The following is a 24,425-nucleotide window of genomic DNA, read 5'->3' as shown; positions in this document are numbered from 1 at the left end:
ACCATGTACGGAAAAATTAAAGAACATTTACAAAAAGAAATTCAGGATATTAAAGATGCTGGATTATATAAAACTGAGAGAATAATAACTTCTTCGCAGGATGCTGTTATCAAAATTTCAACAGGAGAAGAAGTAATTAATTTTTGTGCTAATAATTATTTAGGATTATCAAATCATCCAGAAGTAATTCAAGCAGCTAAAGATACCATGGATACTCATGGTTTTGGAATGTCTTCAGTTCGATTTATATGCGGAACTCAAGATATTCATAAAGAGTTGGAATCAAAAATTGCAGAGTTTTATGGTGCTGAGGATACTATTTTATACGCGGCAGCTTTTGATGCTAACGGAGGAGTTTTTGAGCCTTTATTAACAAAAGATGATGCAATTATATCAGATAGTTTAAATCATGCGTCAATAATAGATGGAGTGCGTTTATGTAAAGCTGCTAGATATCGTTACCATAATAATGATATGCAATCTTTGGAAGAACAGTTAATTGAAGCAAATAAACAAAACCATAGATTTAAAATAATTGTTACTGATGGAGTGTTTTCTATGGATGGTATAGTTGCTAAGTTGGATGAAATTTGTGCATTAGCAGAGAAATACGATGCATTAGTAATGGTAGATGAATGTCATGCAGCTGGTTTTATTGGAACAACAGGTAGAGGTACTTTGGAACTTAAAGAGGTATTAGGTAAAGTTGATATTGTAACAGGTACTTTAGGTAAGGCGTTAGGTGGTGCAATGGGAGGTTATACTACAGGGAGAAAAGAAATTATAGATATTTTAAGACAACGCTCTAGACCTTATTTGTTTTCAAATTCATTAGCGCCAGCAATAGTAGGGGCGTCTTTAAAGGTATTTGATTTACTATCTAATGATACTTCATTAAGAGATAAGCTAGAATGGAATACTAATTATTTTAGATCAGAGATGGAAAAAGCAGGGTTTGATTTAGTAGGGGCAGATTCAGCAATTGTTCCTGTTATGTTATATGATGCAAAGTTATCTCAGGTAATGGCAAATCAATTATTAGAAGAAGGTATATATGTAATAGGATTCTTTTATCCAGTAGTACCTAAAGAGCAAGCTAGAATAAGGGTTCAGTTGTCAGCAGCTCATGAAAAAGAACATATAGATAAGGCAGTAAAGGCATTTGTAAAAGTAGGAAAAGCCTTAAATGTTATTTCGTAAAAGAAGAACAAAAACTTGTTTTTTATCTAAGTTTTTGTAGATTTGCTTTTGTAAATGAGTTTTTAGAACTTACATTTGCGTTATATATAAACGAACTTTTAATTTAAATTTTTGATAATGAAACAATTAAAATTAGCTATGCTAGCTATGGTTGCGTTCTTAACGTTCAGTAACGTTAACGCACAGGATGAAAACAATCCTTGGGTTGTAGGTTTCGGTGTTAATACAGTAGATGTTAGAATCCCAGAAGAGTTTGGTGATTACTTACAAGATTACATTGGAACTAGCGAATGGGGTGATAACACACTTCCATCTATTTCAAGGTTAAGTGTTGAGAGATACTTAAATGATGGTTTCACATTACAACTAGCTGGATCTTTAAACAAAATTAAAACTTTCGCTACTGAAGACGATATCGATGAGTTATATTGGGCTATCGATTTAGGTGTTAAGTGGGATTTAAATCACTTAATTGGAGACACTGCATGGTGGGATCCTTATGTATACGTTGGTGGAGGTTATGTAGACTTCGGTTCTTTAGAAGGAACTAACTTTGTTGACGGATCTGAAGGTACTTTAAACTTTGGTGGTGGTTTCAACATTTGGTTCAATGAGAACATTGGTTTAAACTTCCAATCAGTAGGTAAAAAAGAATTTGCTGACAAAGTAAGAGATCACTTCCAACACAGTTTAGGTGTTGTTTTCCGTTTCGGTGGAAAAGATACTGACGGTGACGGAGTTTACGATAAAGACGATGCTTGTCCAGAAGTTGCTGGATTAAAAGAATTCAACGGATGTCCTGATGCTGATGGTGATGGTATCAAAGATTCTGATGATGCTTGTCCTAACGAAGCTGGTAAAGCTGAGTTAAATGGATGTCCTGATGCTGACGGAGATGGTATCGCTGATAAAGATGATGCTTGTCCTACAGTTGCTGGAACTAAAGCAATGAACGGATGTCCTGATACTGACGGTGATGGTATTGCTGATCAAAATGATAAGTGTCCTAAAGAAGCTGGTCCAGCTGATAACGGTGGATGTCCTTGGGGAGATAAAGATAACGACGGAGTTAAAGATAACGTAGATAAGTGTCCAGATGTTGCTGGTGTTGCTTCAAGACAAGGTTGTCCTGAGCCTAAGCCAGTAATCACTGAAGAGGCTAAAGCTAAGTTAAATGAGTTCGCAAGAGCTATCTACTTCAACTCTGGAAGATCTTCATTCAGACCAGGTGTTACAGGTAAATTAGATTTAATTGCTGGTATCATGAAAGAATATCCAGATGCTAACTTCAACATCGAAGGTCATACTGATAGCGCTGGTAAAGCTTCATCTAACTTAAAATTATCTGAAAGAAGATCTAAAGCTGTATTAGACTACTTAGTTGGTAGAGCTGGTGTGCCTGCTGGAAGATTATCTTCTGTTGGATTTGGTGAAGACTATCCAATTGCTAGTAACTCAACTAGAGCTGGTAGAGCACAAAACAGACGTGTAGAGATCAACTTAAAGAAGTAATTCACTGAATTAAGTTATCCTTAAAAATAAATAAAGCCTCGCATTTGCGGGGCTTTTTTAATGGATTAAGGTTCAAGTAAAAATTCTTAATAAACGTTTTTTATATTGTTATAAAAAAATTACCTTTGCGCACTGAAAAGTGAGATAAAAAGCACTTAATAAATACAATAACTTAATTACAAAAAGTAATGTCTACAATAAAAGGTAAAGTTTCTCAAATTATTGGTCCAGTTATCGATGTTGAGTTTAATACTGAAAATGCTGAACTTCCAAAGATTTATGATTCTCTTGAAATTAAAAAAGAAGATGGTTCAACATTAGTTTTAGAAGTTCAACAACATATAGGTGAGGATATCGTACGTACAATATCTATGGATGCTACTGATGGACTACAAAGAGGTCAGGAAGTTTTGGCTACAGGTAACCCAATCCAAATGCCAATAGGAAATGATATTTATGGACGTTTATTTAATGTAACTGGAGAGGCTATCGATGGTTTAGGTGATTTACCTAAAGAGGGTAAAGATGGATTGCCAATTCACCGTCAAGCTCCAAAGTTTGAAGAATTATCTACGTCGACTGAAGTTTTATTTACTGGAATTAAAGTAATTGATTTAATTGAGCCTTACGCAAAAGGAGGTAAAATTGGATTATTCGGTGGTGCAGGAGTAGGTAAAACTGTATTAATTCAGGAATTAATTAACAATATAGCAAAAGGACACGGAGGTTTATCTGTTTTCGCAGGAGTAGGTGAAAGAACTCGTGAAGGAAATGATTTACTTCGTGAAATGTTAGAATCAGGAATTATCAAATATGGTGATGATTTTATGCATTCTATGGAAGAAGGTGGATGGGATTTATCAAAGGTAGATAAAGCTACAATGAGAGATTCTAAAGCTACTTTCGTATTTGGTCAAATGAATGAGCCACCAGGAGCACGTGCAAGAGTTGCTTTATCAGGATTAACTATTGCAGAGTATTTCCGTGATGGAGCTGGTGAAGACCAAGGGAAAGACGTTTTATTCTTCGTAGATAATATTTTCCGTTTTACACAAGCAGGTTCTGAGGTATCAGCCTTATTAGGACGTATGCCATCAGCAGTAGGATACCAACCAACATTAGCAACTGAAATGGGTGCAATGCAAGAGCGTATTACTTCTACAAAGAAAGGATCTATTACCTCTGTACAGGCAGTATATGTACCTGCGGATGATTTAACTGACCCTGCACCGGCTACAACTTTTGCTCACTTAGATGCTACTACAGTATTATCTCGTAAGATTGCGGAATTAGGTATTTACCCAGCAGTAGATCCATTAGATTCTACTTCTAGAATTTTAACACCAGAAATCTTAGGAGATGAGCATTATAATACAGCACAAAGAGTAAAAGAGTTATTACAACGTTATAAAGAATTACAAGATATTATCGCAATCTTAGGTATGGAAGAATTATCTGAGGAAGATAAATTAGTAGTTCACAGAGCTCGTCGTGTTCAACGTTTCTTATCTCAACCATTCCACGTAGCTGAGCAGTTTACGGGTATTCCTGGAGTATTAGTAGATATTAAAGACACTATCAAAGGTTTCAATATGATCATGGATGGTGAGTTAGATAAATACCCAGAAGCAGCATTTAACTTAAGAGGTTCAATTGATGATGCAATTGAAGCTGGAGAGAAAATGTTAGCTGAGGCTTAATATTAATTACTTAATAGTTAATTATGTTTTTAGAAATCGTTACTCCTGAAGCTGTAGTTTTCTCATCAGAAATTGATTCTGTTGTAGTACCTGGTGTGAATGGAGAGTTCCAAGTTTTAAACAACCACGCACCTATAGTGTCTGTTTTGAATGAAGGGGTAGTTAAAGTACATGTTCACAGTCAAAATCATTTAGTTTTTGATGACTTACATGGTAGTATAGAAAAATTACCAGCAGATGATAAAGTACTTACTTTAGCGATCAATTCTGGAACTATTGAAATTAAAGATAATAAAGCAATTATACTTGCTGATTAAGCATAAATTTTTGTTTTAAATGATAAATAAAAAACCCGTAATTAAATTACGGGTTTTTTTTATATAGTTATCTTTTTTGAAATTAATCTATTTGTGATATTCTTAAAGTATTTACCATACCTTTTTCTTGTACAGGCATAGAACTTAGGTTTACAACAAAATCACCGCTTTTAACAAACCCTTTTTCCTTTATTATTTCATTAACATCTTTTACTGTAGCATCAGTAGTAAGCTCTCTATCATAATAAAAAGCTCTTACTCCCCATAATAAGTTTAGTTTACCTAATATTCTTTTCTCAGAAGAAAATGCAATTACGTGAGACTTTGGTCGCCATGCTGATACTTGAAATGCTGTATATCCACTATTGGTTAATGTTGAAATTGCGGCAGCGTTAATGTCGTTAGCCATTAATGCGGCATGATGACATACTGATTTAGTGATGAATCTATTTGTTCTAATGTGAGGTGGTTCAACAGGAACTTTAATTAAAGGAGAAAATTCAACACTACCTATAATTTCGGTCATCTTTTGAATTACTTTTATTGGATGTTTTCCAACTGAAGTTTCACCAGATAACATTACAGCATCTGCACCATCCATTATAGAGTTAGCTACATCATTTACTTCTGCTCTAGTAGGAACACTATTTTCAATCATAGTTTCCATCATTTGAGTGGCAATTATTACTGGAATTCTAGCTTTTTTAGCTCTTCTTACCAAGCTTTTCTGAATTAACGGTACATCTTGCATAGGAACTTCTACACCTAAATCTCCACGAGCTACCATAAGTCCATCGCAATATGGAATTAAAGCATCAATATTTTCAACAGCTTCAGGTTTTTCAATTTTAGCGATTACAGGAACTCTGTAACGTGACTTTTGTTTAATTAAATCACGTAGTATGCGTAAATCTTCAGGATTTCTAACAAATGATAGAGCAATCCAATCTACCTCTTGTTCTAGAGCAAATAATACATCTTTTTTGTCTTTTTCAGTAAGTGCAGGTAATGAAATGTTTGTGTTAGGTAGGTTTACTCCTTTTTTAGATTTTAATGGTCCTCCATTAATTACTTTTGTTAATACCTCCTTATCTTTATCGGTAGATATTACTTCAAATAGCAGTTTACCATCATCAACAAGAATATTTTCACCAGGCTTTACATCCTTAGGGAAACGTTGATAAGTCATAAATGCTTTCTTATTAGTCCCAGTACATTTTTCAGTAGTGAAAATAAACTCATCTCCAGCTTTAACTTCAACATTATCCTCCATTACACCTACTCGTAACTTTGGTCCTTGTAAATCTGCTAAAATGGCTAAGTTGTAACCTCTTTCTTTGTTGATTTCTCGTATTTGTTTTATGCGTTCTTTCGCAACTTCGTAATCGGCGTGCGAAAAGTTAATTCTAAAAACATTTACTCCTGCAGCTCCCATTTCAGCAAGAATTTCTTTCGTGTTAGTTGCAGGCCCCAACGTTGCAACAATTTTGGTTTTTTTGTTGTGTGGCATAGTTTAAAAAATTAAAGACTCTTTAGATTTTAGTTCGTTTGTTTTTATAGTATATGAAGTGATTATTTGAGGTAAATTGTTAATTTTTTCTATTGTTTTTTCAATAGTTTTTGATGTAAAATCCCCCTCTAATTTTAAAAAATAATCAACTTTTTTCTTCTCAGGTATTAAATAAGTAAAAGTTTGGCTTTCAGAAAAAAGACTTAAATTTTCCGATTGAATTTTAGCTTTATATCGATTAGAAATTAAAAACCAATTATTTTCAGTACTTGTATTATTGTACTCAAACAACGAGTAAGTGGCGTTACCATTACTATGTTTGGAATCTAAGTCAAAATCTGAACGCTTTAATTTAATATGTAAATGTAAATTCAATAAATAAGCTAGACGATAATCTTCCATTGCAGCATGAATGCCAACCAAAAAATAATCGGTAGAGGAGAAGTCATCTAGGGTTAAGGAATGAATTTGCATAAAATCTAATTTATGCTAATTTACATAATGTAACTTGAAAATAATGTGAAATTAACGAAAACGATTTCTTGTTTTTGTGCAATTATAGATCGTTTATTTCCTTTTGAAAAGCGTAATAAACTCGTTTAGCAGCCATTTCTTCTGCTTTCTTTTTTGAAGTAGCTCTCCCTTTAGCAATTTTCTGCCCGTCAATAATTACTCTAACACTAAAATGTTTTTGAGATTGTTTACCTGTGTCTTCATAGCTTTCAAAAGCATACTTTCTCTTGGTTTTTTGACACCATTCAATAATGAAACCTTTGTAGCTAGTGATTTTATTTTCTAATTTTTGAAGATCTATGTAGGGAATTATAATTTGGTCATAGATAAATTGATGGCAATAATTGTAACCTCTATCAAGATAAATAGCCCCTATTAAAGCCTCGAAAATATTACCATGAATATTGTCTCCAACTTGATTCTGATTTACATTACTTTTTACGAATCGAATTAAATTAAGTTCTTTTCCAAGCTCATTTAAATTTTCTCTATTTACAACTTTTGATCGCATTTGAGTTAAGTAACCTTCATTTCCTCTAGGAGCTTCTTTATATAGGAAAGAAGCAATAACAGAGCCTAAAATAGCATCACCTAAAAATTCAAGTCTTTCGTAATTAATAGGTTTGCCTTTACTATCAGTCATTTTTAAAGACCTATGAATAAAGGCCTTTTTGTAATGATTAAGTACAATAGGTTTGAAATTTAATAAAGATTTAAGCTCGTAGTAGAATTCTTCGTCCTCTTTAGTTTTGGGTTTAACTATTCTACGAAGAAAATTCATAAGCTATCTATTACTTTAATTTTTTAAAAGCAATACAAGCATTATGACCACCAAATCCAAAAGTATTACTCAGAGCTACATTAATCTCTCTCTCTTGTGCTTTATTCAGAGTAAGATTTAAATCAGGATTAATATTTTCATCAACACTAGAGTGATTTATTGTTGGAGGTACAATACTGTTTTGCATTGCTAATAAAGAAGCAATAGCTTCAATAGCTCCAGCAGCTCCCAATAAATGACCTGTCATTGATTTTGTTGAATTGATATTAATAGATTTGGCATGATCTCCAAATACTTCAGATATAGCTTTTAATTCCGCAACATCACCTAATGGAGTAGAAGTTCCATGTGTATTAATGTGATCTACTTCTTCAGGTTTTATTCCAGCATTTTCAAGGCAGTTTTTCATCACTGCAATAACACCTAAACCTTCAGGGTGCGGTGCAGTCATATGATGTGCATCGGAAGACATTCCTCCTCCAATAACTTCAGCATAAATTTTAGCACCTCTGGCTTTAGCGTGTTCATATTCTTCAAGAACTAATGCGCCAGCACCTTCTCCTAAAACAAATCCATCTCTTGTAACATCAAAAGGTCTTGATGCTGTTTCCGGGCTTTCGTTTCTTGTAGAAAGAGCATGCATAGCATTAAATCCTCCCATACCCGCGATGGTAACAGCAGCTTCACTACCACCAGTAACTATAACATCACAATGTCCAAGGCGAATATAATTTAGAGCATCAATCATCGCATTTGCGGATGATGCACAAGCAGACACAGTTGTGTAGTTAGGTCCCATAAATCCATTTTTAATGGAAATATTACCTGGTGCAATGTCTGCAATCATTTTAGGTATAAAGAAAGGGTTAAATTTAGGAGTGCCATCACCAGCGGCGTAATTAATAACTTCATTTTGGAATGTTTCTAATCCTCCGATTCCTGCTCCCCATATGACCCCTACTCGATATTTGTTTAATTGATCGATTAGTAAACCAGCATCAGCAATAGCTTCATCAGAAGCTACCATAGCATACTGAGCAAACTTATCCATCCTACGAGATTCCCTTCTATCGATGAAATCTTTAACCTCAAAATCTTTAAGCTCACATGCGAAACGAGTTTTGAACTTGGCAGCATCAAAATACGTGATAGGTGCAGCCCCGCTAACTCCGTTAACTAAGCCATTCCAATATTGTTCAATATCATTTCCTATTGGCGTTAATGCGCCAAGTCCAGTTACTACAACTCGTTTTAATTGCATATGTTTTTGCTTTACTTTTTTGCTTCTTCTATATAGCTAATTGCTTGACCTACTGTTGCGATGTTTTCAGCTTGGTCGTCTGGGATTTGAATATCGAATTCCTTTTCAAACTCCATAATTAACTCAACAGTGTCTAACGAATCTGCTCCTAGGTCGTTAGTGAAGCTTGCTTCGTTAGTTACTTCGTTATCGTCAACTCCTAATTTATCAACGATAATAGCTTTTACTCTTGATGCAATGTCTGACATAATTCTCTAAATTTTTAAATTTTAAATCGACGCAAAAATACAAATCTCATGATTTAATTCTAATTTTTGGTCAAAAATATGGGGTCTAAAATAAAAAATCTTTTGTTTAGGACCACATTGTTGTTAATAATTATTGTTTTTTTGCAGTAATAACATAGCTATTTTTAAGATTATGAAACGTATAGTCATTTTTGCTTCAGGTTCTGGAAGTAACGCTGAGAATATTATTGGGTTTTTTCAAACTAAAACAACTGCCGAAATTACTCATGTGCTTACTAACAACGAACATGCCAAAGTTTTAGATCGTTGTAAAAAACTGGATGTTAATAGTTTAGTTTTTGATAGAAATGACTTTTCTAAGTCAGATATGGTGTTGAACTTTTTAAAAAAAGAAGCAGATTTCATCATCTTAGCTGGTTTTTTATGGAGAATTCCAGAAAAAATAGTCAAGGCTTTTCCAAATAAAATTTTAAATATTCATCCTGCATTATTACCTAAATATGGAGGAAAAGGGATGTATGGAATGCATGTGCATAAAGCAGTAAAAGAAAATAAAGAGTCTGAAACAGGTATAACAATTCACTATGTAAACGAGAATTATGATGAAGGAGCTATTATTTTTCAAGCAAAAACATCAATTGACGAAGTTGATACACCAGAAATGATAGCTAAAAAAGTACACGAATTGGAATATAAACATTTTCCAGAGGTTATTGAACAGGTAATTTTAGCTAAGAATGAGTAAGAAAAAAAAGTTTTATGTAGTATGGAAAGGAAAAAAAACAGGAGTTTATACTTCTTGGGATACCTGTAAGAAGCAAATTTCAGGTTTCGAAGGTGCGCAGTACAAAGCTTTTTCTGATGAAGAAGAAGCAAAAAAAGCGTTTACAAAGAAATATGACGATTATAAAGGTTTAGACACTAAAAAGGTTAAGCTCTCTAAAGATGAACTACAAAAAATAGGTATCCCTTTGTTAGAAAGCATATCTGTGGATGCAGCTTGTGCAGGTAATCCGGGTGTTTTGGAATATAGAGGTGTAGATACCAAAACAAAAAAACAAATTTTTATTCAAGGTCCATTTAAGGAAGGAACAAATAATATAGGTGAGTTTTTAGCTTTAGTACACGCATTAGCTTTACTAAAGAAAAAGAAAATGACGACTTATCCAATATATTCAGATTCTAGAATTGCCATGTCTTGGGTTAAAAAAAAGCAATGTAGAACTAATATTGTATTTACTGAAAAGAATAAAGAGCTTTTGGATCTTATTAAACGTGCAGAACAATGGCTTAAAGAAAATGCAATTACAAATCCTATTTTAAAATGGGAAACTAAAGCTTGGGGTGAAATTCCTGCAGATTTTGGTAGAAAGTAATTCTATTTATTTAATAAAACTTCTTAATAAAGATACTATTTCTTTAAGCTCTTTAGGTGGGTTGTCATCATCAAATTGACTAGAGATGTACTTATTGTTGTCGATCTTTAATGAAAGTGTGGTATGTAGCGCACCGTCAAATAGTCTTTTGTTAGAAGGTGCTTCAAGTGTAGAGATAGTAGTAAGATTTATTTTAGAGACTTCAACGTATAAATTTTCTATTTGTTTTTTAGATAAAAAATAGGTTTTAGATGAATCGTTTGTTTTATAAAGAATAGTATTGTTTACATAGATAATGTTTTGCAATGCACCTCGAGTTTGAGCATTGAGAATAATCTCATTTATTTTATTAGTAGCTTTATGAACTTGAGATACACATGAAGTAACTGTTAATAAAAATATATAAAAAGATAGTTTCTTAAAAAAAGGAATCATAATAAATGAAATTATACAAAAAGATGCTTATTAAGCACCTTTTTGTATAAATTTTTAACTTAACATCATTTTAGCTTTAGTAACTGCTTCAACCATAATGTCAATTTCTTCTGTAGTGTTATAGAAGCTTAAAGAAGCTCTTACTGTTCCTGGAATTTGATAATAGTCCATTATAGGTTGAGCACAATGGTGTCCTGTTCTTACGGCAATTCCCAGTTTATCTAGTATAGATCCTATATCATAAGGATGTATTCCTTCAATATTAAAAGAAATTACTGAAGTTTTTGTTGAAGTACCATAAATTTTAAGTCCTTCTATGGCTAATAATTTTTCAGTAGCATACTCAAGAAGTTGATTTTCTCTATTTTGAATATTCTCAAAACCAATGGCATTCATGTAGTCTATAGCAACTCCGAAGGTAATACCACCACAAATATTTGGTGTGCCTGCTTCAAATTTATGAGGTAATCCAGCATAAGTGGTTTTTTCGAAAGTTACAGTTTCAATCATTTCACCACCTCCTTGGTATGGAGGAAGCATTTCTAATAATTCTTTTTTACCATATAACATTCCAACACCTGTAGGTCCGCACATTTTATGAGCTGAAGCTACATAAAAGTCAACATCTAACTTTTGAAGGTCTGGTTTAATATGTGGACAAGCTTGTGCACCATCTATTAAAACATATGCTCCAAATTTATGAGCTTTATCTATAATAGTTTCAATTGGGTTAATAGTACCTAACGCATTAGAAACATGATTGCAAAAAACAAGTTTAGTTTTATCGTTCAATAATTCGTTATATACATCTATTTGTAAAGAACCATCTTCATCCATAGGTATTACTTTCAAGCTAGCACCTACTTTCTCGCACATCATTTGCCAAGGTACTATATTAGAATGATGTTCTAATGCAGAAACAATAACTTCATCTCCTTTTTTTAGAAGAGAAGAAAAACCAGAAGCAATAATGTTTACACTTTCAGTAGTTCCAGATGTTAGAATAATCTCATAAGAATGCTTAGCATTAAAGTGTTTTTGGATCTTAATTCTAGCTTCTTCGTATTTATCTGTAGCTTCTTGACTTAAAGTATGTACTCCTCGATGAATATTTGCGTTATAGTTAGTATAATAGTCAATTATGGCATCGATAACAACTTGTGGTGTTTGCGAAGTAGCACCGTTATCGAAATATATTAGAGGTTTACCGTGAACTTTTCTTTTTAAAATAGGAAAATCATTACGGATAGTATTGATATCTAGCATGTATTAAATATTTATACAAAAATAAGGCTATGTTATTAAAAGAACAATCAATCATTTAAATTCTTACATTTGCTAAAACAAACTGAATATGAAAATTTTTAAAAGAGTTTTATTACTCTTATTTGCTATACTATTACTTGCCGTTTTTTACAATTATCCTAAGTTAAATATTATTGCTGGGTATGCAGCAAAAAACACAGCTTCGTCTGTTTTTTTAGCGAAAAGAGATTTGCAATTTACAGATAGTACTGATACTAATTTTTCTCCTGTAAACTTAGCAAAGAATAGCGTTGAAAAAAATACGGAAACAGCTTATTCTTCTGCTTTAGGTTTACTAACTCGAAAAGCAAAATATAGAAAAGGACTAGGAAGTGTGCTATTAGTTGATGGATCGGAGTTAAATAAAACACCATTACTGCCAAAAAGATCATTACCCGATAATAAAACACCATTTCCTTATGGTAATGGAGAACCAAAGGATTCAGTTTTTCCTGAGATAAATTATGAAAAGCTTAATACTACTGTAGATAACATGTTTAATGATACATTTAAAACAAGAGCTTTTTTAGTGGTTTACAAGGATAGAATTATAGCTGAGAAATATGATACTGGTTTTGATAAAAACTCATTATTGCTAGGTTGGTCCATGACTAAAAGTATAACGAGTACTTTATTTGGAGTTTTACAATGCGATGGTAAGCTTAATGTACATGATCAAGCGCCTTTTGATGAGTGGAAAGATGATGAAAGAAAAAATATAACTATCCATAATTTATTACAAATGAATAGTGGATTGGAGTGGAATGAAGATTATAATACGATTTCTGATGTTACTAAAATGCTTTTTTTAACAGATGATGTTACAAGATTACAAATAGAAAAACCTTTAGTGGGTAAACCAAATCAATCATGGAACTACTCTTCGGGTACTACAAATGTTCTTTCTGCGATATTGAGAAAACAATTTAAAACACATCAAGAATATTTAGATTTTTGGTATACAGAATTAATAGATAAAATAGGAATGAACTCTATGGTAGTAGAAACAGATATGAGTGGAAATTATGTAGGTTCTTCTTATGCTTGGGCAACTGCTAGAGATTGGGCAAAGTTTGGACTATTATACTTGAATAATGGTAAATGGAATGGAAATTCACTTTTTGATGCTGATTGGGTAAAATATGCGACAACACCAACACCTACTTCAGAAGGATGGTATGGAGCACAAATTTGGCTGAATGCTGGAGGAAGATATCCTAACGTACCAAAAAACATGTATTCTTTTAATGGATATCAAGGACAAAACGTTTTCATTTTACCAGATCAAGAAATGGTAGTTGTGCGTTTAGGATTAACTAAAAATGCAGATGTTAATCGTTTTTTAAGTGAGATATTAAACTCTTTTAAATAAAAAAAATCTCGGAAATTTTCCGAGATTTTTTTATATTTTTAGTTAAGCATTTAAAGATTTAGAAGAAATGTAAAATTCGTTACAGCTTTCTAATAAACTAATTAATGCAGAAACTAAATCTTGAGTTTCTAATAAGATACTAAAATATAATGTCGTGTTTTTTGGACTAGTTTCTACAGTTCTAATGCGCTCAACTTGTTTTTCAATTGATGACGTTAAATCATTTAATAATTCTGCTTTACCGTTGAGTACTTCATTTAAATTATCAAATGATTTGTTTTGAAAAGTAACACTTACTTTATCTAGTAATCCAGTAAGCTTGTCATTTATACTACTTAAATCTTTGAGTTGTGATTTTTTAAGGTTCTTATGATTGTTGTTTACGTGATTATACGTTATTTTAGAGATGTAGCTTATAGATTGAGTTACGTCTTGTAAATATCCAAGAATTAAAATGTAGAATTTACTAGCTTCTACAGAAGTATCATCTAACGATCTTATAAAATAGAATACCCCATTTTTTAAACTTTCAATTTCATCATGAAGTTTGGTTACATGTTTTTCTGTTTTTTTAAGCTTGTTTAAGTCATGAGTAGCTAAATCAGTTACTACATTCGAGTATAATTTATTAGCTCTGTCTGCAACATTGGCGATATGCTCAGCACTTTCATCAATAACTTCATTTATAGAAATTAATTCAGCACGTTCTATGAATTCTTGATTTTTTTCTTCTTTAGCTTTCTTAGAGTATTGTAAGGTGCTTCTAACCAACATAAAGATGACCAATAATAATAATACAGGTATCATAGCTTGATGCCACTGTATTAAGGTAGCAACAATTCCTGCGGCAGTAAAGGCTATAATAGCTGTTAAAAACCATCCGCCGATTACATTTAATACACCAGCTACTCTATATACTGCACTTTCTCTACCCCAAGCTCTATCCGCTAACGAAGTACCCATGGCTACCATAAATGTAACATAAGTAGTAGATAGAGGTAACTTCATAGAAGTAGCTATAGCGATTAAAATACTAGCCATAATTAAGTTTACAGAAGCTCTAACTAAATCAAAAGCAGGAAGTTCATATGTTTTGTCCTTAGGGAGTTTAATGACAGGTTTCTCAAATTTAGAGTTGATGTATTGTTGTGTTTTCAAAGGAAGTAATGCATTAAATCCTTTGTTAGCAATCATTGCCAATCTTACTACTACTCTAGAAGCATTATTAGGTTTAAACTTTTCATGTCCATCTCCTTGACGAGAAAGGTTAATTCCTGTTTCTATTACAGCTTTCGCTTTTTTAGAAGTCCATAAAGTAATTACCATAATGGCTCCAGCTACCAATAATAAAATGGTATTTGAAGGTACTTTTTTTGCTAAGACTCCCATTGAAAATTGATTAGCGTCAACACCAGAAGCTTGCCAAGCCTCATAAGAGTTCAAAGCAGCTATAGGCACCCCAATAAAATTCACTAAGTCATTACCAGCAAAAGCCATTGCTAGAGAAAATGTTCCAATAGCAACAATAGCTGTTAGGATATTAATCTTTAAAAATTTTATTAAACCATAAGATATTAATGACCATACTATAAAACTACCAGCAATAATTAATGCAGAGTTTCCTTCGATTAATCCTTTTATATTGACATAAAAAGGAGTTCCTTTTAATCCTTTTATGATAATAAAATACGTAATTGCAGAAATAGCAAAACCACCAAATAAAGCATTGATGTAAATAGGTCTTTTTTCAAAATCAAAAGAATAAATAACTCTGGAAAAATATTGAACAATAGCACCTACAGTAAATGCTACAATCACCGAGATTACAATACCTAAGATGATTTCAATGGCTTTTTTATCATTAATATAAGACCAAATATCGGCAACAGACTGAGTATCACTTGCTGAAATTTTTATCAAGGCTATAGCAACTGAGGCTCCTAATAATTCAAAAACAATTGATACTGTAGTTGATGTAGGCATTCCTAGAGAATTGAATATATCTAGCAAGAGGATATCGGTAATCATTACAGCCATAAAGATGTACATGATTTCTTCAAACATAAACATGTTTGGATTGAAAATTCCTTTCCTTGCTACCTCCATCATTCCACTTGATGAAACGGCACCAAAAAATACACCTACACTGGCGATAATCATAATAGTTTTAATAGGAATTGCCTTTGAACCAATAGCAGAGTTCAAAAAATTAACGGCATCATTACTAACTCCTACAACTAAATCTAAAATTGCTAGTGCTGCTAAAGCTACTAACATTAAAATATATGGATCCCCCATGGTAATACTAAGATTATAAAATCTCGACAAAAGTAAAAACCTACGCTTTTGGGTATGTTACCTAATTGTTATGAAATGAATTTAATCAAAGTAATTACTTAAGTTTTGAGGGCCTTCAAGAATAGTTTTAACAATTTTCATGGTTCCGTTTTCAAGTGTAGTTAAATGCCATTTGATCAATGTGATTTCATAATTTTCTATTTCAATACCAGTAATACATCTAGGATGCACACAACTTCCATCGTTGAAATAAGGTAATTCATTAGGTTGTGGGAACCTAGGCCTATGAGTATGACCAGTCACAATTACTTGATTGTTATTTTTTTTAATCCATTTTTCCAAATGTCGTTCTACTTTTATTAACTCTTTAAAGTTTTGTGCAGGACTAGTAGGATCTTTTATTCCTATGATTTGTAAAGGTTTCCATAGAAATCTTACTAAAAATCTACTCAATTTCCAGAACGTATAGTTAAACCAATCGGCTTGATGACCATGAAGTAAGAAGATTGACTTGCCATTATCGTTTTGTAATTGAATAGCTTCAGAAAATGATGCATTAGGCATAAATTCTTTATTTTCTTCAGTAGCATCTTCATAGTATGAAGCTAAATTTTTTTGAATGTGTTTAGAACTTTTATAGTCCATATCATGATTACCCCAAATAAAGTGAAGCCGATTCAAATCATGAAATTTTTTTAAGATTAAAAAAGTGTCTTTATTCGCTTTAAAAATACTAGTGAAATTATTTTCCCATAATTCATCACCATCACCGAGTTCTATGTAAGTGAATCCTTTAGAAAAATAGGTGGACATGGCGTGGTTGTATATTTTTCTATTACGAGCAAAGTCGTCTGCAAAACTATTGTCACCTCTATGACAATCAGAGAAAAAAATATATTTAGAATCCTCGTTTAGAGAAAGCATTTTCGCATTATTAAATGCTCGAGTGATTCTTCGATTTGCAGACATAATTCTTTTTGATAAATATGCATAAAAAAACCGAGCTTTTAAAAGCTCGGTTTTGATTTATATAAGGAAAGAATTATTTTCCCGTTACTTTAATATCGTCAATGTGATATCTAGTTTCATCAGCACCTGCATTACCAATATATCTAAAAGCTACGTGTACATCACCATTTAAACAAGAGATGTTTATAGTGGATTTTACAAAGCTTCCAAAACTACTTCCTCCAACTGGAATATCAGCGTTTAATTGTGTCCACTCTGTAGTAGTAGGATCTCCAGTGTAATTTTCAGTTATGAATGCAGATAAAATTTTACCTGTTTCAAAGTTAGCAGACACTTCAAATGTAAGTTCTTCTTCTGTACTACTATCTAAATTAATAGCAGGACTAACTAACCAAGCTTCTAAAGGAGCTTCTCCTGTACCAAAAGCAGATATTTTTAAGTAAGTATCACCACTAAAAGAGCTACGCTCGTATCTTTCACTTCCTCCAGATATATTAATATTAGTCCAACCTAAACCGTCTAATTGAGATTCGTTAGTAATTGATTGGAAATCTTCATTAAAGATTTCTCTAGTAGTAGATGTAGCACCAGTACAAGCAAGAGCATCAATAGCACAATCCACATCCTTATCGAAGTTAATATCACTGTAATCGTTAATTACAACAACAAAGTTGTCTCCTCTAAAATCTTTAGTAACAACTGCGTCAATTGTACCTCCTTTTTCAGTTTGAATTTTTACTGAAGAAAAGTTAGCAAAAGAACTCGTTTCTAAAATAAATTTATCTTCTCCTAAATTTCCACAAGCAGCTAATGTTCTCTGTGTGTCAAAGTCCTCTTTAGGATCTACAATAGTTTGATCTTTTAAATCTTCTGGGAAGAAAGCCTCTTCTATTCTAACAAAAGTACCGATTAAGTTACCGTTGATTTGTGAAGCTTTTATAGCAGTTGGTACTATAACTTCAGTTTTATCAGATCTTAAAATATGATTGAATACATTGATTTGATTTTCAGTGATTTCATCTACTTCATCAGCATCGTCAGCTTTTACTTTTCCTCCAATAGTAGTAATACCATCTCCAGAGTTTGTTTCTCCTAAGTATAATCCGTTTAATTGGATATATACTTCTCTACCAATATTGAATTTAGTATAACTATTTCTTAAGCTTAATGCTACTTTAATACCTGCTGTTGGGTTTTCAGGAGCATCTTGAATGTAAATTTCTTGGAAGAAGTTACCAGTACGATCAGAAGATACTACATATCCTTTTACTACATCATTTTTGTCGATTAATAAAGGTGCATCTCCAGAGGTAAATCTTGATTTTAAATCAGCAATACTAACTAAATTCCAAGTGTCGTCAGTAGCAATTTTCCCTAAAATAATGCTTAATTCTTTATTTTGTTCGTTACCAGTTGGAACTGGAACATCAAAGCTATCCTCAACACAAGAGAATAACATAAATGTAATTAAAATTACGGTTATTGATTTAAATATATTTTTTTTCATGATTGAAATGTGTGTTTTATTTTTTTAGAATCTGTAATAAACATTGAAGAAGTAGTTAGTACCTCTACCATACCAATATCTTGGCCCAAATAATCTTTTCTCTCTATCAAAATCTTCTTTCAGTTGATTGTATCCACCTGTTCTAGCCTGTTCAAAACCACCTGTTCTAAATACTTGATCAAAGATATTGTTAATCCCTAAAGTAAATCCTACATATTTGTTGTCTTTACTTATTTTCCAAGATTTTCCTCCAATAGCATTTGCGATAAAGTAACCTTCAAACTCTTCTTGCTGTAATAATCTCTTTGCTTCTACAGGATCATAATCAGTTATAGGTAATCCATCATTATCTTCGAAGAAAGCATTAGTTCTTAAAACTGGGCTAACACCAATAAAAGTATCATCAAAATAATTTCCTGTTAAGCTTACCCACCAATAATCTGGATCACGATATTCTAAACCTAACGAATATGCTGTTTGCGGTCCTGAGTTTAAACGATAGTTCTTTAAGAAAGTAGTTCCAAAAGATCTAACTCCACCAACAAATCCTTGTTGTCTAGATTCTGCAGTATCTTCTGTAGAAAATTCAACATTAGTTGGGTTATTAGTATACACATATTCACCAATATTTGCAGCACCTTTAACCGCTAAAGTAGGAGTAACTTTATATTCAAATCCTAATTCTACACCTAAATGTTGCTTATTTGCTCCAGTAATAGTTTCTTGAACAAACTGATTAAATAGTTCAGATTGGAAGAAGAAGAAGTTGGAATCTATATCATCTTCAATTTGAGTGAAGTAACCAGTAATTCTTGATGTGAATTTAGGTGTTCTTACAATGTAACTAGCATCAAAAGACAATACTTTTTCCGTAGTAAGATTATTAGTAATTAGATTACTTTCTCTCACTTGAGTAAATGTATTTCTAATAGTTGGAGCTTTTTCTAAGTATCCCGCATTAAAATCTAAAATATGTCTACCTGATATTTTATAAGTAATTCCACCTTTAGCTCCGAAAGTAGTAAAATCTTGCTTTTCAGATTTTCCTAAAGAGTTGTTTTCAAAACGTCCACTTTGGTATAAACCTTCTCTTTGGTGTGAAGTTCTTGTAATATCAGCAGCTACATAAAAATCAACTTTATTGAATTTGAATTGTCCTTGAACAAAACCATTCATTACTTCAGAGTTGATAATATAGTTGTATTTAAAACGATCTCCTTTATTTACTATTCTATTAGGATTTAGTAAATCACTTTGTCTTTCAGGTGCACTAATATCTGCAAACCTGTTAATATCAAGATACCCTGTAGTACTTCCTAACATATCTAAAACATTAGCAAATCGTTCAGATTCTAAATTTGTATATTGTAATCTACCATTAATAGTAATATTGTCTGTAATCTCTGCATTAATGATAGTATTAGCATTAAAAACTTTATCATCAATTCTATCTTCACTTAATACATAAGCAGCGTCTAAACCTTGTTGAGAATTGTTTATGTTAGCACTATAAAGACTATTCCAGTCTAATTGTCCATCATTTAAAAAGCGTTGTTCAGCTTCAAAAGCTTGAGCTAAGTCACCTTCATCAATCCAAAAACTAGGTAAGTTTCTAAAATCAATAGGGTTTGGATTTTGTCCTGCATTAAAATCAATTCTACTTCTACCAATTTTACCAAACTGATAAGATAAATTAGTATTAATACTAACTTTATCATTCAAATCCCAATAATGTCCTAACATTACAAATGGCTCTTCCACATCTTTAATTCTTGAGTTTCTAATGTCGCCATTTTGTAAACCCCAGTTTGCGTTATAACGAACACCTTTTAAATCAAAAACTTCTTGAGTAATTGGAGACCCAACTCCTCTTTTGTTAGAAGTAAATACCGAAGTTAAGTTTAAACTGTGTTGGTTATTGAATACTTTTTCAATAGAAGCAAGCATCGAAGTAGCATCATAAGAAGTACCTTCTGCGAATCCTTCGCTAGCAGCTCTTCTACTACCAGATACTGTAAATGCCCATCCATCTTTCAATAAACCAGAAGAATACGTACCCATTACTCTATGACGGTAACTTCTGTTAGAAGATGCATAAGAAATTCTAGCTCCTTTACGATATTGTGATGCTCTGGTACTAATGTGAGTAGATCCTAAAACACCTCCGAAAGTGTAATTAGAAGGAGCTAAACCATTTGTGAATTCTTGATTTCTTAGTACATCATTTAAACCACCCCAGTTAGCCCATTCAGGACGACCAGTTTCAAGCTTATTCATTTCAATACCATTGATAAGTAATTTAGCGTTATCAGAATCTAATCCTCTAATTCTGAAGAAAGATGAGCTAAACTCAAAAGCAGCAGCACGTAAATAAACATCTCTTGAAGATTGCAATAAGCTTGATATATTGTCAGCTCCATTTGCATCGTCACTCAACTCATCATCTGCTATTATGATGGTACTTAAATCTTGATTTTCAGAAAATTCATCTTCATACATGAAGATTTCACCTAAATCAACAACACTACCACTTAGTGTAACAGGATAGTTTTGTGTTTCATAACCTTCTTTTTTTAGTGTAACAATGAATTTTCCATCAGGTAAACCTTGTAAAGAAAATGTACCATCTGCCTTAGTTAGCTGGCTTTCTTTTCTTCCTTCAATACTGATTGAAACTCCTTGTACTACCTCTTCTGAGTTGCTGTCTTTTACAACTCCTTTTACAGTACTTTGGGCTAATAATCCCGTAAGAGTTACTAAACTCAGGAATACTGTTAAGATAATTTGTTTCATATAAGTTGTTATTTTTTAAAAAAAATGCGTGCAAACTTATGTTTTTTAAAGACTGTTAATGTTAACTTAATATTAACATTTGAGAATATACCATTTAAAAAGGATGAGTTGGCTTAGATTTTGTTTTACATTTGCGGCACTCAAAGAGATAATTAAGATGAGAAAAATAACTTTTTTGTTAGCACTATTCACAATAGTGCCTATTGTAGCTCAAAAGGAATATAAAATAAGAACAGTTGCTTTTTACAATTTAGAGAATTTATTTGATACTATCAATGATACCACTAAAAATGATGAATTTAGTCCGATTATGGAAATGAAGGCTAATAGATCTGAGGTATATTGGGACAAAATAAATAAGCTGGGTGAAGTTATCGATGTATTAGGTAAAGAAAAAGCCAAAACTAGTCCTGCTATTTTAGGTGTAGCAGAAATAGAAAACAAAACTGTTTTAGAAGATTTAGTGAAAAGTGATAAGTTAAAAAAGAAACGTTATGGTATTATTCATTTCGATTCGCCGGATAAGAGAGGTATTGATGTAGCTTTGTTATATCAACAACGTTACTTTAAACCAGTGCATTATGAAGCGGTGAACCCTAACATATATGCTGAAAATAAAAAAATATATACAAGAGATATTTTATTAGTATCAGGATATTTAGATGATGAACTGGTACATATAATAGTAAACCACTGGCCATCTAGAAGAGGTGGAGAGGCTAAAAGTAGTCCTTTAAGAGAAAAAGCGGCTTATAAAGTGACTCAAATGATTGAAAAGATTCGTGCTAATGATGAGAATGCAAAAATTATAATTATGGGAGATTTTAATGATGATCCTATGAATAAGTCATTCAAAGAAGTTTTACAAACTAAATCTAATAAGATCAAAGTAAAAGAGAAAGATATCTACAATCCTTATGAAGAAATGTTTGAAAAAGGTTTGAATACTACAGCGTATAGAGATAATTTAAGTCTTTTTGATCAGATTTTATTTACTTCACCATTACTTAATAAAGATGGAGAAAAAGATTTTTCATCATATAAAATGTTCAAATCGGGAATCTTTAATAAACGTTTTTTAGTACAAAAGAAAGGTAGGTATAAAGGGTATCCTTATCGAAGTTTTTCTAATGGACAATATACGGGAGGTTATAGTGATCATTACCCAGTGTATTTATATTTAATTAAAGAGAAAAAATAGTTTAGAAGCTCACTTTTTAGTGAGCTTTTTTAATTTCTACACATTTCTTCTATATAATTATCCAATTTTAGTTGGAATAAAGTTCCTTTTAACAAATCTTCTATTTGACCTAAATCTATCATAGAAACTGCCATGCTTACTTTGTTAGAAGGGGTTTGTAATAATATAGACCTACAGTTGTTACCTGCTGTGCAATCACCACATGTTTTTTGCATTTTCGCATCTATTGTTTTTTCTAGGAAAATTTCAATTTCATGTTGAGTAAGATGAAATCCCACATCTCTAAAAACAATTTGAGTTAATTTACTATTTGAATAAACCCACTGGAATGAGATTCCAAAATTATTGGTATATATGGTCTTTACTTGTTCCATGCTATAAACTTTATATAGCAACAAATATAATTATTTTTATTAAGTCTAAATAAGTTTTATTTTAAATCTTTTAGTTGTAACTGTAAAGAGGTTCTACCATTCCATGTATTCTCATCTATTTGATAAAGGATATCAAAATCATTTTCGATTTTTTCAATTTTATCTCCTAAGCTAAAACCGATACTTCCAATACAATATTCTGGTTTTCCTTGAAATAAAGTTAATTTTAAATGCGATTGATCTGAACCAACTCTTTTTCCATATCCATTATCTCTAACAGATAAAGATCTAAAAACAGGTTTTTTATTTTGCGGACCAAAAGGGGCCATCTGCTGTACAATTCTATAAAATTTAGGAGTAATGTCTGTAAATTCTAGTTCAGCATCGATTTCAATTTCAGGAGTTAAACATTCTTCAGGAATTGTACTTTTTACAACTTTTTCAAACTTTCTTTTGAAATGATCATAATTCTTCATCGATATTGTTAATCCTGCGGCGTATTTATGTCCTCCAAATTGATCAATATATTCACTACAAGCATCTAAAGCATTATAAATATCAAACCCTTTTACGGATCTGGCTGATGCAGTCAATTTATCCCCACTTTTTGTAAAAACAACTGTAGGCCTGTAATAAGTTTCAGTTAATCTTGATGCAACAATACCGATAACTCCCTTATGCCAATTTTCATCATATACTACCGTGGTAAATGTATTAGTCTCGTTATTCTGTTCTATTTGATATAATGCTTCCTTAGTTATACTTCGATCTAATTCTTTCCGATCTAAATTGAATGTTTCAATTTCTCCTGCTATACCAATAGCAGTATCTAAATCGTCTGCTATCAATAACTCAACAGCAAAATCAGCATGTTTAATTCTTCCAGCAGCATTAATTCTGGGAGCAATAACAAAAACAACATCAGAAATAGTTAGCTCTTTCTTATCTAAATTGTGAATTAAAGCTTTTATACCAATTCTTGGTTGTGTATTCACTACCTGTAATCCATAGTAAGCTAAAATCCTATTTTCTCCTGTCATTGGAACAATATCAGCGGCAATGGCAGTAACAACTAGATCTAAAAAAGGAAGTAGATCTTGTGTAGTTTTTCCTTTTTTAGTGGCTAATGCCTGTATGAGTTTGAAACCAACACCACATCCGCATAATTCTTTATATGGATATTCACAATCGTCTCTTTTAGGGTTTAAAACAGCAACTGCATTTGGAATTGTATCTCCAGGTTTATGATGATCACAAATAATAAAATCTATTTCTTTTTCCTTAGCATATGCTACTTTTTCAATGGCTTTTATACCACAGTCTAATGCAATAATTAATGAGAAATCATTATCAGATGCAAAATCAATTCCAGTGAAAGACACTCCATACCCTTCATTATATCGATCAGGGATGTAAGTAGCAATATAATTATAATATTGTTTTAAATAAGTATATAATAAAGAAACAGAAGTAGTACCATCAACATCATAATCCCCGTAAATTAGAATTTTTTCATTGTTCAAAATAGCATTTTCAATTCTGTTTACAGCTCTATCCATATCCTTCATTAAAAAAGGATCGTGAAGATTTTCTAGAGAAGGTCTAAAAAAGTTTTTAGCTTCTTCAAAAGTGCTGATTCCTCTTTGAACAAGTAATGTTGCTAATTTTGAATTGATATTTAATTCATTGGCTAGTTGATGTACCAATTCTAAATTGGGTTTATTTTTCATTTTCCAGTTCATAGCAATGAAGT

21 protein-coding genes are annotated in these 24,425 nt (G+C 32.0%); 8 read left to right on the top strand and 13 right to left on the bottom strand.

Going from position 1 to position 24,425, the window contains the following annotated elements:
* The first annotated feature begins 3 nt into the window (after nucleotides 1-3).
* The 4 genes from kbl to BVC87_RS00365 all read left to right on the top strand — a co-directional run bounded on the left by kbl (nucleotide 4) and on the right by BVC87_RS00365 (nucleotide 4,729).
* On the top strand, nucleotides 4-1,200 hold the full coding sequence (gene kbl / locus BVC87_RS00380) for a glycine C-acetyltransferase (RefSeq protein ID WP_075340358.1): 1,197 nt from the start codon (nucleotides 4-6) through the stop codon (nucleotides 1,198-1,200).
* A 117-nt stretch (nucleotides 1,201-1,317) separates the two neighbouring features.
* Nucleotides 1,318-2,712 carry an OmpA family protein gene (locus BVC87_RS00375; RefSeq protein WP_075340357.1) on the top strand — a complete coding sequence of 465 codons (1,395 nt, stop codon included), beginning with the start codon at nucleotides 1,318-1,320 and terminating at the stop codon, nucleotides 2,710-2,712.
* Between the two features lie 188 nt (nucleotides 2,713-2,900).
* Complete coding sequence (gene atpD, locus BVC87_RS00370) at nucleotides 2,901-4,412, top strand: F0F1 ATP synthase subunit beta (protein ID WP_075340356.1); 1,512 nt, start codon at nucleotides 2,901-2,903, stop codon at nucleotides 4,410-4,412.
* Nucleotides 4,413-4,435: 23 nt separating this feature from the next.
* Nucleotides 4,436-4,729 carry a F0F1 ATP synthase subunit epsilon gene (locus tag BVC87_RS00365; RefSeq protein ID WP_075340355.1) on the top strand — a complete coding sequence of 98 codons (294 nt, stop codon included), beginning with the start codon at nucleotides 4,436-4,438 and terminating at the stop codon, nucleotides 4,727-4,729.
* Nucleotides 4,730-4,811: 82 nt separating this feature from the next.
* Here the strand turns inward: BVC87_RS00365 and pyk are convergent, their stop codons facing one another.
* The 5 genes from pyk to BVC87_RS00340 all read right to left on the bottom strand — a co-directional run bounded on the left by pyk (nucleotide 4,812) and on the right by BVC87_RS00340 (nucleotide 9,042).
* On the bottom strand, nucleotides 4,812-6,239 hold the full coding sequence (gene pyk / locus BVC87_RS00360) for a pyruvate kinase (RefSeq protein WP_075340354.1): 1,428 nt from the start codon (nucleotides 6,237-6,239) through the stop codon (nucleotides 4,812-4,814).
* Between the two features lie 3 nt (nucleotides 6,240-6,242).
* Nucleotides 6,243-6,713 (bottom strand): IPExxxVDY family protein, encoded by a 471-nt coding sequence (locus BVC87_RS00355; protein ID WP_075340353.1) that lies wholly within the window; start codon nucleotides 6,711-6,713, stop codon nucleotides 6,243-6,245.
* Between the two features lie 82 nt (nucleotides 6,714-6,795).
* Entirely contained in the window at nucleotides 6,796-7,533 is a 738-nt protein-coding gene (gene rnc / locus BVC87_RS00350) for a ribonuclease III (protein WP_075340352.1), read from the bottom strand.
* A 10-nt stretch (nucleotides 7,534-7,543) separates the two neighbouring features.
* Entirely contained in the window at nucleotides 7,544-8,794 is a 1,251-nt protein-coding gene (gene fabF, locus BVC87_RS00345) for a beta-ketoacyl-ACP synthase II (RefSeq protein WP_075340351.1), read from the bottom strand.
* Nucleotides 8,795-8,805: 11 nt separating this feature from the next.
* Nucleotides 8,806-9,042, bottom strand: coding sequence for an acyl carrier protein (locus BVC87_RS00340; RefSeq protein ID WP_075340350.1), 237 nt, complete (start codon nucleotides 9,040-9,042; stop codon nucleotides 8,806-8,808).
* 172 nt (nucleotides 9,043-9,214) lie between these two features.
* Between BVC87_RS00340 and purN the strand changes: the two genes are divergently transcribed.
* Nucleotides 9,215-9,787, top strand: coding sequence for a phosphoribosylglycinamide formyltransferase (gene purN, locus BVC87_RS00335; protein ID WP_075340349.1), 573 nt, complete (start codon nucleotides 9,215-9,217; stop codon nucleotides 9,785-9,787).
* The gene (locus BVC87_RS00330; RefSeq protein ID WP_075340348.1) at nucleotides 9,780-10,418 is read left to right on the top strand and encodes a ribonuclease H1 domain-containing protein; all 639 of its coding nucleotides are present in this window, start codon (nucleotides 9,780-9,782) and stop codon (nucleotides 10,416-10,418) included. The genes purN and BVC87_RS00330 overlap by 8 nt, the downstream gene beginning before the upstream one ends.
* Nucleotides 10,419-10,424: 6 nt before the next feature.
* Here the strand turns inward: BVC87_RS00330 and BVC87_RS00325 are convergent, their stop codons facing one another.
* Together BVC87_RS00325 and BVC87_RS00320 are read right to left on the bottom strand one after the other, a co-directional pair.
* Entirely contained in the window at nucleotides 10,425-10,853 is a 429-nt protein-coding gene (locus BVC87_RS00325) for a hypothetical protein (RefSeq protein WP_075340347.1), read from the bottom strand.
* A 54-nt stretch (nucleotides 10,854-10,907) separates the two neighbouring features.
* Nucleotides 10,908-12,119 carry an aminotransferase class V-fold PLP-dependent enzyme gene (locus tag BVC87_RS00320; protein ID WP_075340346.1) on the bottom strand — a complete coding sequence of 404 codons (1,212 nt, stop codon included), beginning with the start codon at nucleotides 12,117-12,119 and terminating at the stop codon, nucleotides 10,908-10,910.
* 88 nt (nucleotides 12,120-12,207) lie between these two features.
* On the opposite strand from BVC87_RS00320, the gene BVC87_RS00315 reads away from it, so the two are divergent.
* Nucleotides 12,208-13,530, top strand: a complete 1,323-nt coding sequence (locus BVC87_RS00315) for a serine hydrolase domain-containing protein (protein WP_075340345.1) — start codon at nucleotides 12,208-12,210, stop codon at nucleotides 13,528-13,530.
* A gap of 42 nt (nucleotides 13,531-13,572) precedes the next feature.
* Here BVC87_RS00315 and BVC87_RS00310 read toward each other — a convergent pair whose 3' ends face one another.
* The 4 genes from BVC87_RS00310 to BVC87_RS00295 all read right to left on the bottom strand — a co-directional run bounded on the left by BVC87_RS00310 (nucleotide 13,573) and on the right by BVC87_RS00295 (nucleotide 21,097).
* The gene (locus tag BVC87_RS00310) at nucleotides 13,573-15,828 is read right to left on the bottom strand and encodes an inorganic phosphate transporter (protein ID WP_075340344.1); all 2,256 of its coding nucleotides are present in this window, start codon (nucleotides 15,826-15,828) and stop codon (nucleotides 13,573-13,575) included.
* An 81-nt stretch (nucleotides 15,829-15,909) separates the two neighbouring features.
* Nucleotides 15,910-16,752 carry a metallophosphoesterase gene (locus BVC87_RS00305; protein WP_234974606.1) on the bottom strand — a complete coding sequence of 281 codons (843 nt, stop codon included), beginning with the start codon at nucleotides 16,750-16,752 and terminating at the stop codon, nucleotides 15,910-15,912.
* A gap of 118 nt (nucleotides 16,753-16,870) precedes the next feature.
* Complete coding sequence (locus tag BVC87_RS00300) at nucleotides 16,871-18,304, bottom strand: DUF5689 domain-containing protein (protein ID WP_075340342.1); 1,434 nt, start codon at nucleotides 18,302-18,304, stop codon at nucleotides 16,871-16,873.
* A 24-nt stretch (nucleotides 18,305-18,328) separates the two neighbouring features.
* On the bottom strand, nucleotides 18,329-21,097 hold the full coding sequence (locus BVC87_RS00295) for a carboxypeptidase-like regulatory domain-containing protein (protein ID WP_075340341.1): 2,769 nt from the start codon (nucleotides 21,095-21,097) through the stop codon (nucleotides 18,329-18,331).
* Nucleotides 21,098-21,254: 157 nt separating this feature from the next.
* On the opposite strand from BVC87_RS00295, the gene BVC87_RS00290 reads away from it, so the two are divergent.
* Entirely contained in the window at nucleotides 21,255-22,298 is a 1,044-nt protein-coding gene (locus BVC87_RS00290; protein WP_075340340.1) for an endonuclease/exonuclease/phosphatase family protein, read from the top strand.
* Between the two features lie 29 nt (nucleotides 22,299-22,327).
* Here the strand turns inward: BVC87_RS00290 and BVC87_RS00285 are convergent, their stop codons facing one another.
* Both BVC87_RS00285 and recJ read right to left on the bottom strand, forming a co-directional pair.
* Nucleotides 22,328-22,672, bottom strand: a complete 345-nt coding sequence (locus BVC87_RS00285; protein WP_075340339.1) for a hypothetical protein — start codon at nucleotides 22,670-22,672, stop codon at nucleotides 22,328-22,330.
* A 56-nt stretch (nucleotides 22,673-22,728) separates the two neighbouring features.
* Nucleotides 22,729-24,414 carry a single-stranded-DNA-specific exonuclease RecJ gene (recJ, locus tag BVC87_RS00280; protein ID WP_075340338.1) on the bottom strand — a complete coding sequence of 562 codons (1,686 nt, stop codon included), beginning with the start codon at nucleotides 24,412-24,414 and terminating at the stop codon, nucleotides 22,729-22,731.
* Between the last annotated feature and the right edge of the window lie 11 nt (nucleotides 24,415-24,425).

Origin of the sequence: Tenacibaculum agarivorans, assembly GCF_001936575.1 — a bacterium.
In the GTDB taxonomy this organism is placed as follows: domain Bacteria; phylum Bacteroidota; class Bacteroidia; order Flavobacteriales; family Flavobacteriaceae; genus Polaribacter; species Polaribacter agarivorans.
This window is presented reverse-complemented; position numbering and strand designations above follow the sequence as displayed.

Excerpts from the sequence above, each read along its gene's own strand:
- BVC87_RS00320 (WP_075340346.1), bottom strand. The coding sequence starts at position 12,119 with ATGCTAGATATCAATACTATCCGTAATGATTTTCCTATTTTAAAAAGA.
- BVC87_RS00330 (WP_075340348.1), top strand. The coding sequence starts at position 9,780 with ATGAGTAAGAAAAAAAAGTTTTATGTAGTATGGAAAGGAAAAAAAACA.
- kbl (WP_075340358.1), top strand. The coding sequence starts at position 4 with ATGTACGGAAAAATTAAAGAACATTTACAAAAAGAAATTCAGGATATT.
- purN (WP_075340349.1), top strand. The coding sequence starts at position 9,215 with ATGAAACGTATAGTCATTTTTGCTTCAGGTTCTGGAAGTAACGCTGAG.
- pyk (WP_075340354.1), bottom strand. The coding sequence starts at position 6,239 with ATGCCACACAACAAAAAAACCAAAATTGTTGCAACGTTGGGGCCTGCA.
- recJ (WP_075340338.1), bottom strand. The coding sequence starts at position 24,414 with ATGAACTGGAAAATGAAAAATAAACCCAATTTAGAATTGGTACATCAA.
- BVC87_RS00300 (WP_075340342.1), bottom strand. The coding sequence starts at position 18,304 with ATGAAAAAAAATATATTTAAATCAATAACCGTAATTTTAATTACATTT.
- BVC87_RS00340 (WP_075340350.1), bottom strand. The coding sequence starts at position 9,042 with ATGTCAGACATTGCATCAAGAGTAAAAGCTATTATCGTTGATAAATTA.
- BVC87_RS00285 (WP_075340339.1), bottom strand. The coding sequence starts at position 22,672 with ATGGAACAAGTAAAGACCATATATACCAATAATTTTGGAATCTCATTC.
- BVC87_RS00295 (WP_075340341.1), bottom strand. The coding sequence starts at position 21,097 with ATGAAACAAATTATCTTAACAGTATTCCTGAGTTTAGTAACTCTTACG.
- atpD (WP_075340356.1), top strand. The coding sequence starts at position 2,901 with ATGTCTACAATAAAAGGTAAAGTTTCTCAAATTATTGGTCCAGTTATC.
- BVC87_RS00325 (WP_075340347.1), bottom strand. The coding sequence starts at position 10,853 with ATGATTCCTTTTTTTAAGAAACTATCTTTTTATATATTTTTATTAACA.
- BVC87_RS00305 (WP_234974606.1), bottom strand. The coding sequence starts at position 16,752 with ATGCTTTCTCTAAACGAGGATTCTAAATATATTTTTTTCTCTGATTGT.
- BVC87_RS00375 (WP_075340357.1), top strand. The coding sequence starts at position 1,318 with ATGAAACAATTAAAATTAGCTATGCTAGCTATGGTTGCGTTCTTAACG.
- fabF (WP_075340351.1), bottom strand. The coding sequence starts at position 8,794 with ATGCAATTAAAACGAGTTGTAGTAACTGGACTTGGCGCATTAACGCCA.
- BVC87_RS00355 (WP_075340353.1), bottom strand. The coding sequence starts at position 6,713 with ATGCAAATTCATTCCTTAACCCTAGATGACTTCTCCTCTACCGATTAT.
- BVC87_RS00365 (WP_075340355.1), top strand. The coding sequence starts at position 4,436 with ATGTTTTTAGAAATCGTTACTCCTGAAGCTGTAGTTTTCTCATCAGAA.
- rnc (WP_075340352.1), bottom strand. The coding sequence starts at position 7,533 with ATGAATTTTCTTCGTAGAATAGTTAAACCCAAAACTAAAGAGGACGAA.
- BVC87_RS00315 (WP_075340345.1), top strand. The coding sequence starts at position 12,208 with ATGAAAATTTTTAAAAGAGTTTTATTACTCTTATTTGCTATACTATTA.
- BVC87_RS00290 (WP_075340340.1), top strand. The coding sequence starts at position 21,255 with ATGAGAAAAATAACTTTTTTGTTAGCACTATTCACAATAGTGCCTATT.
- BVC87_RS00310 (WP_075340344.1), bottom strand. The coding sequence starts at position 15,828 with ATGGGGGATCCATATATTTTAATGTTAGTAGCTTTAGCAGCACTAGCA.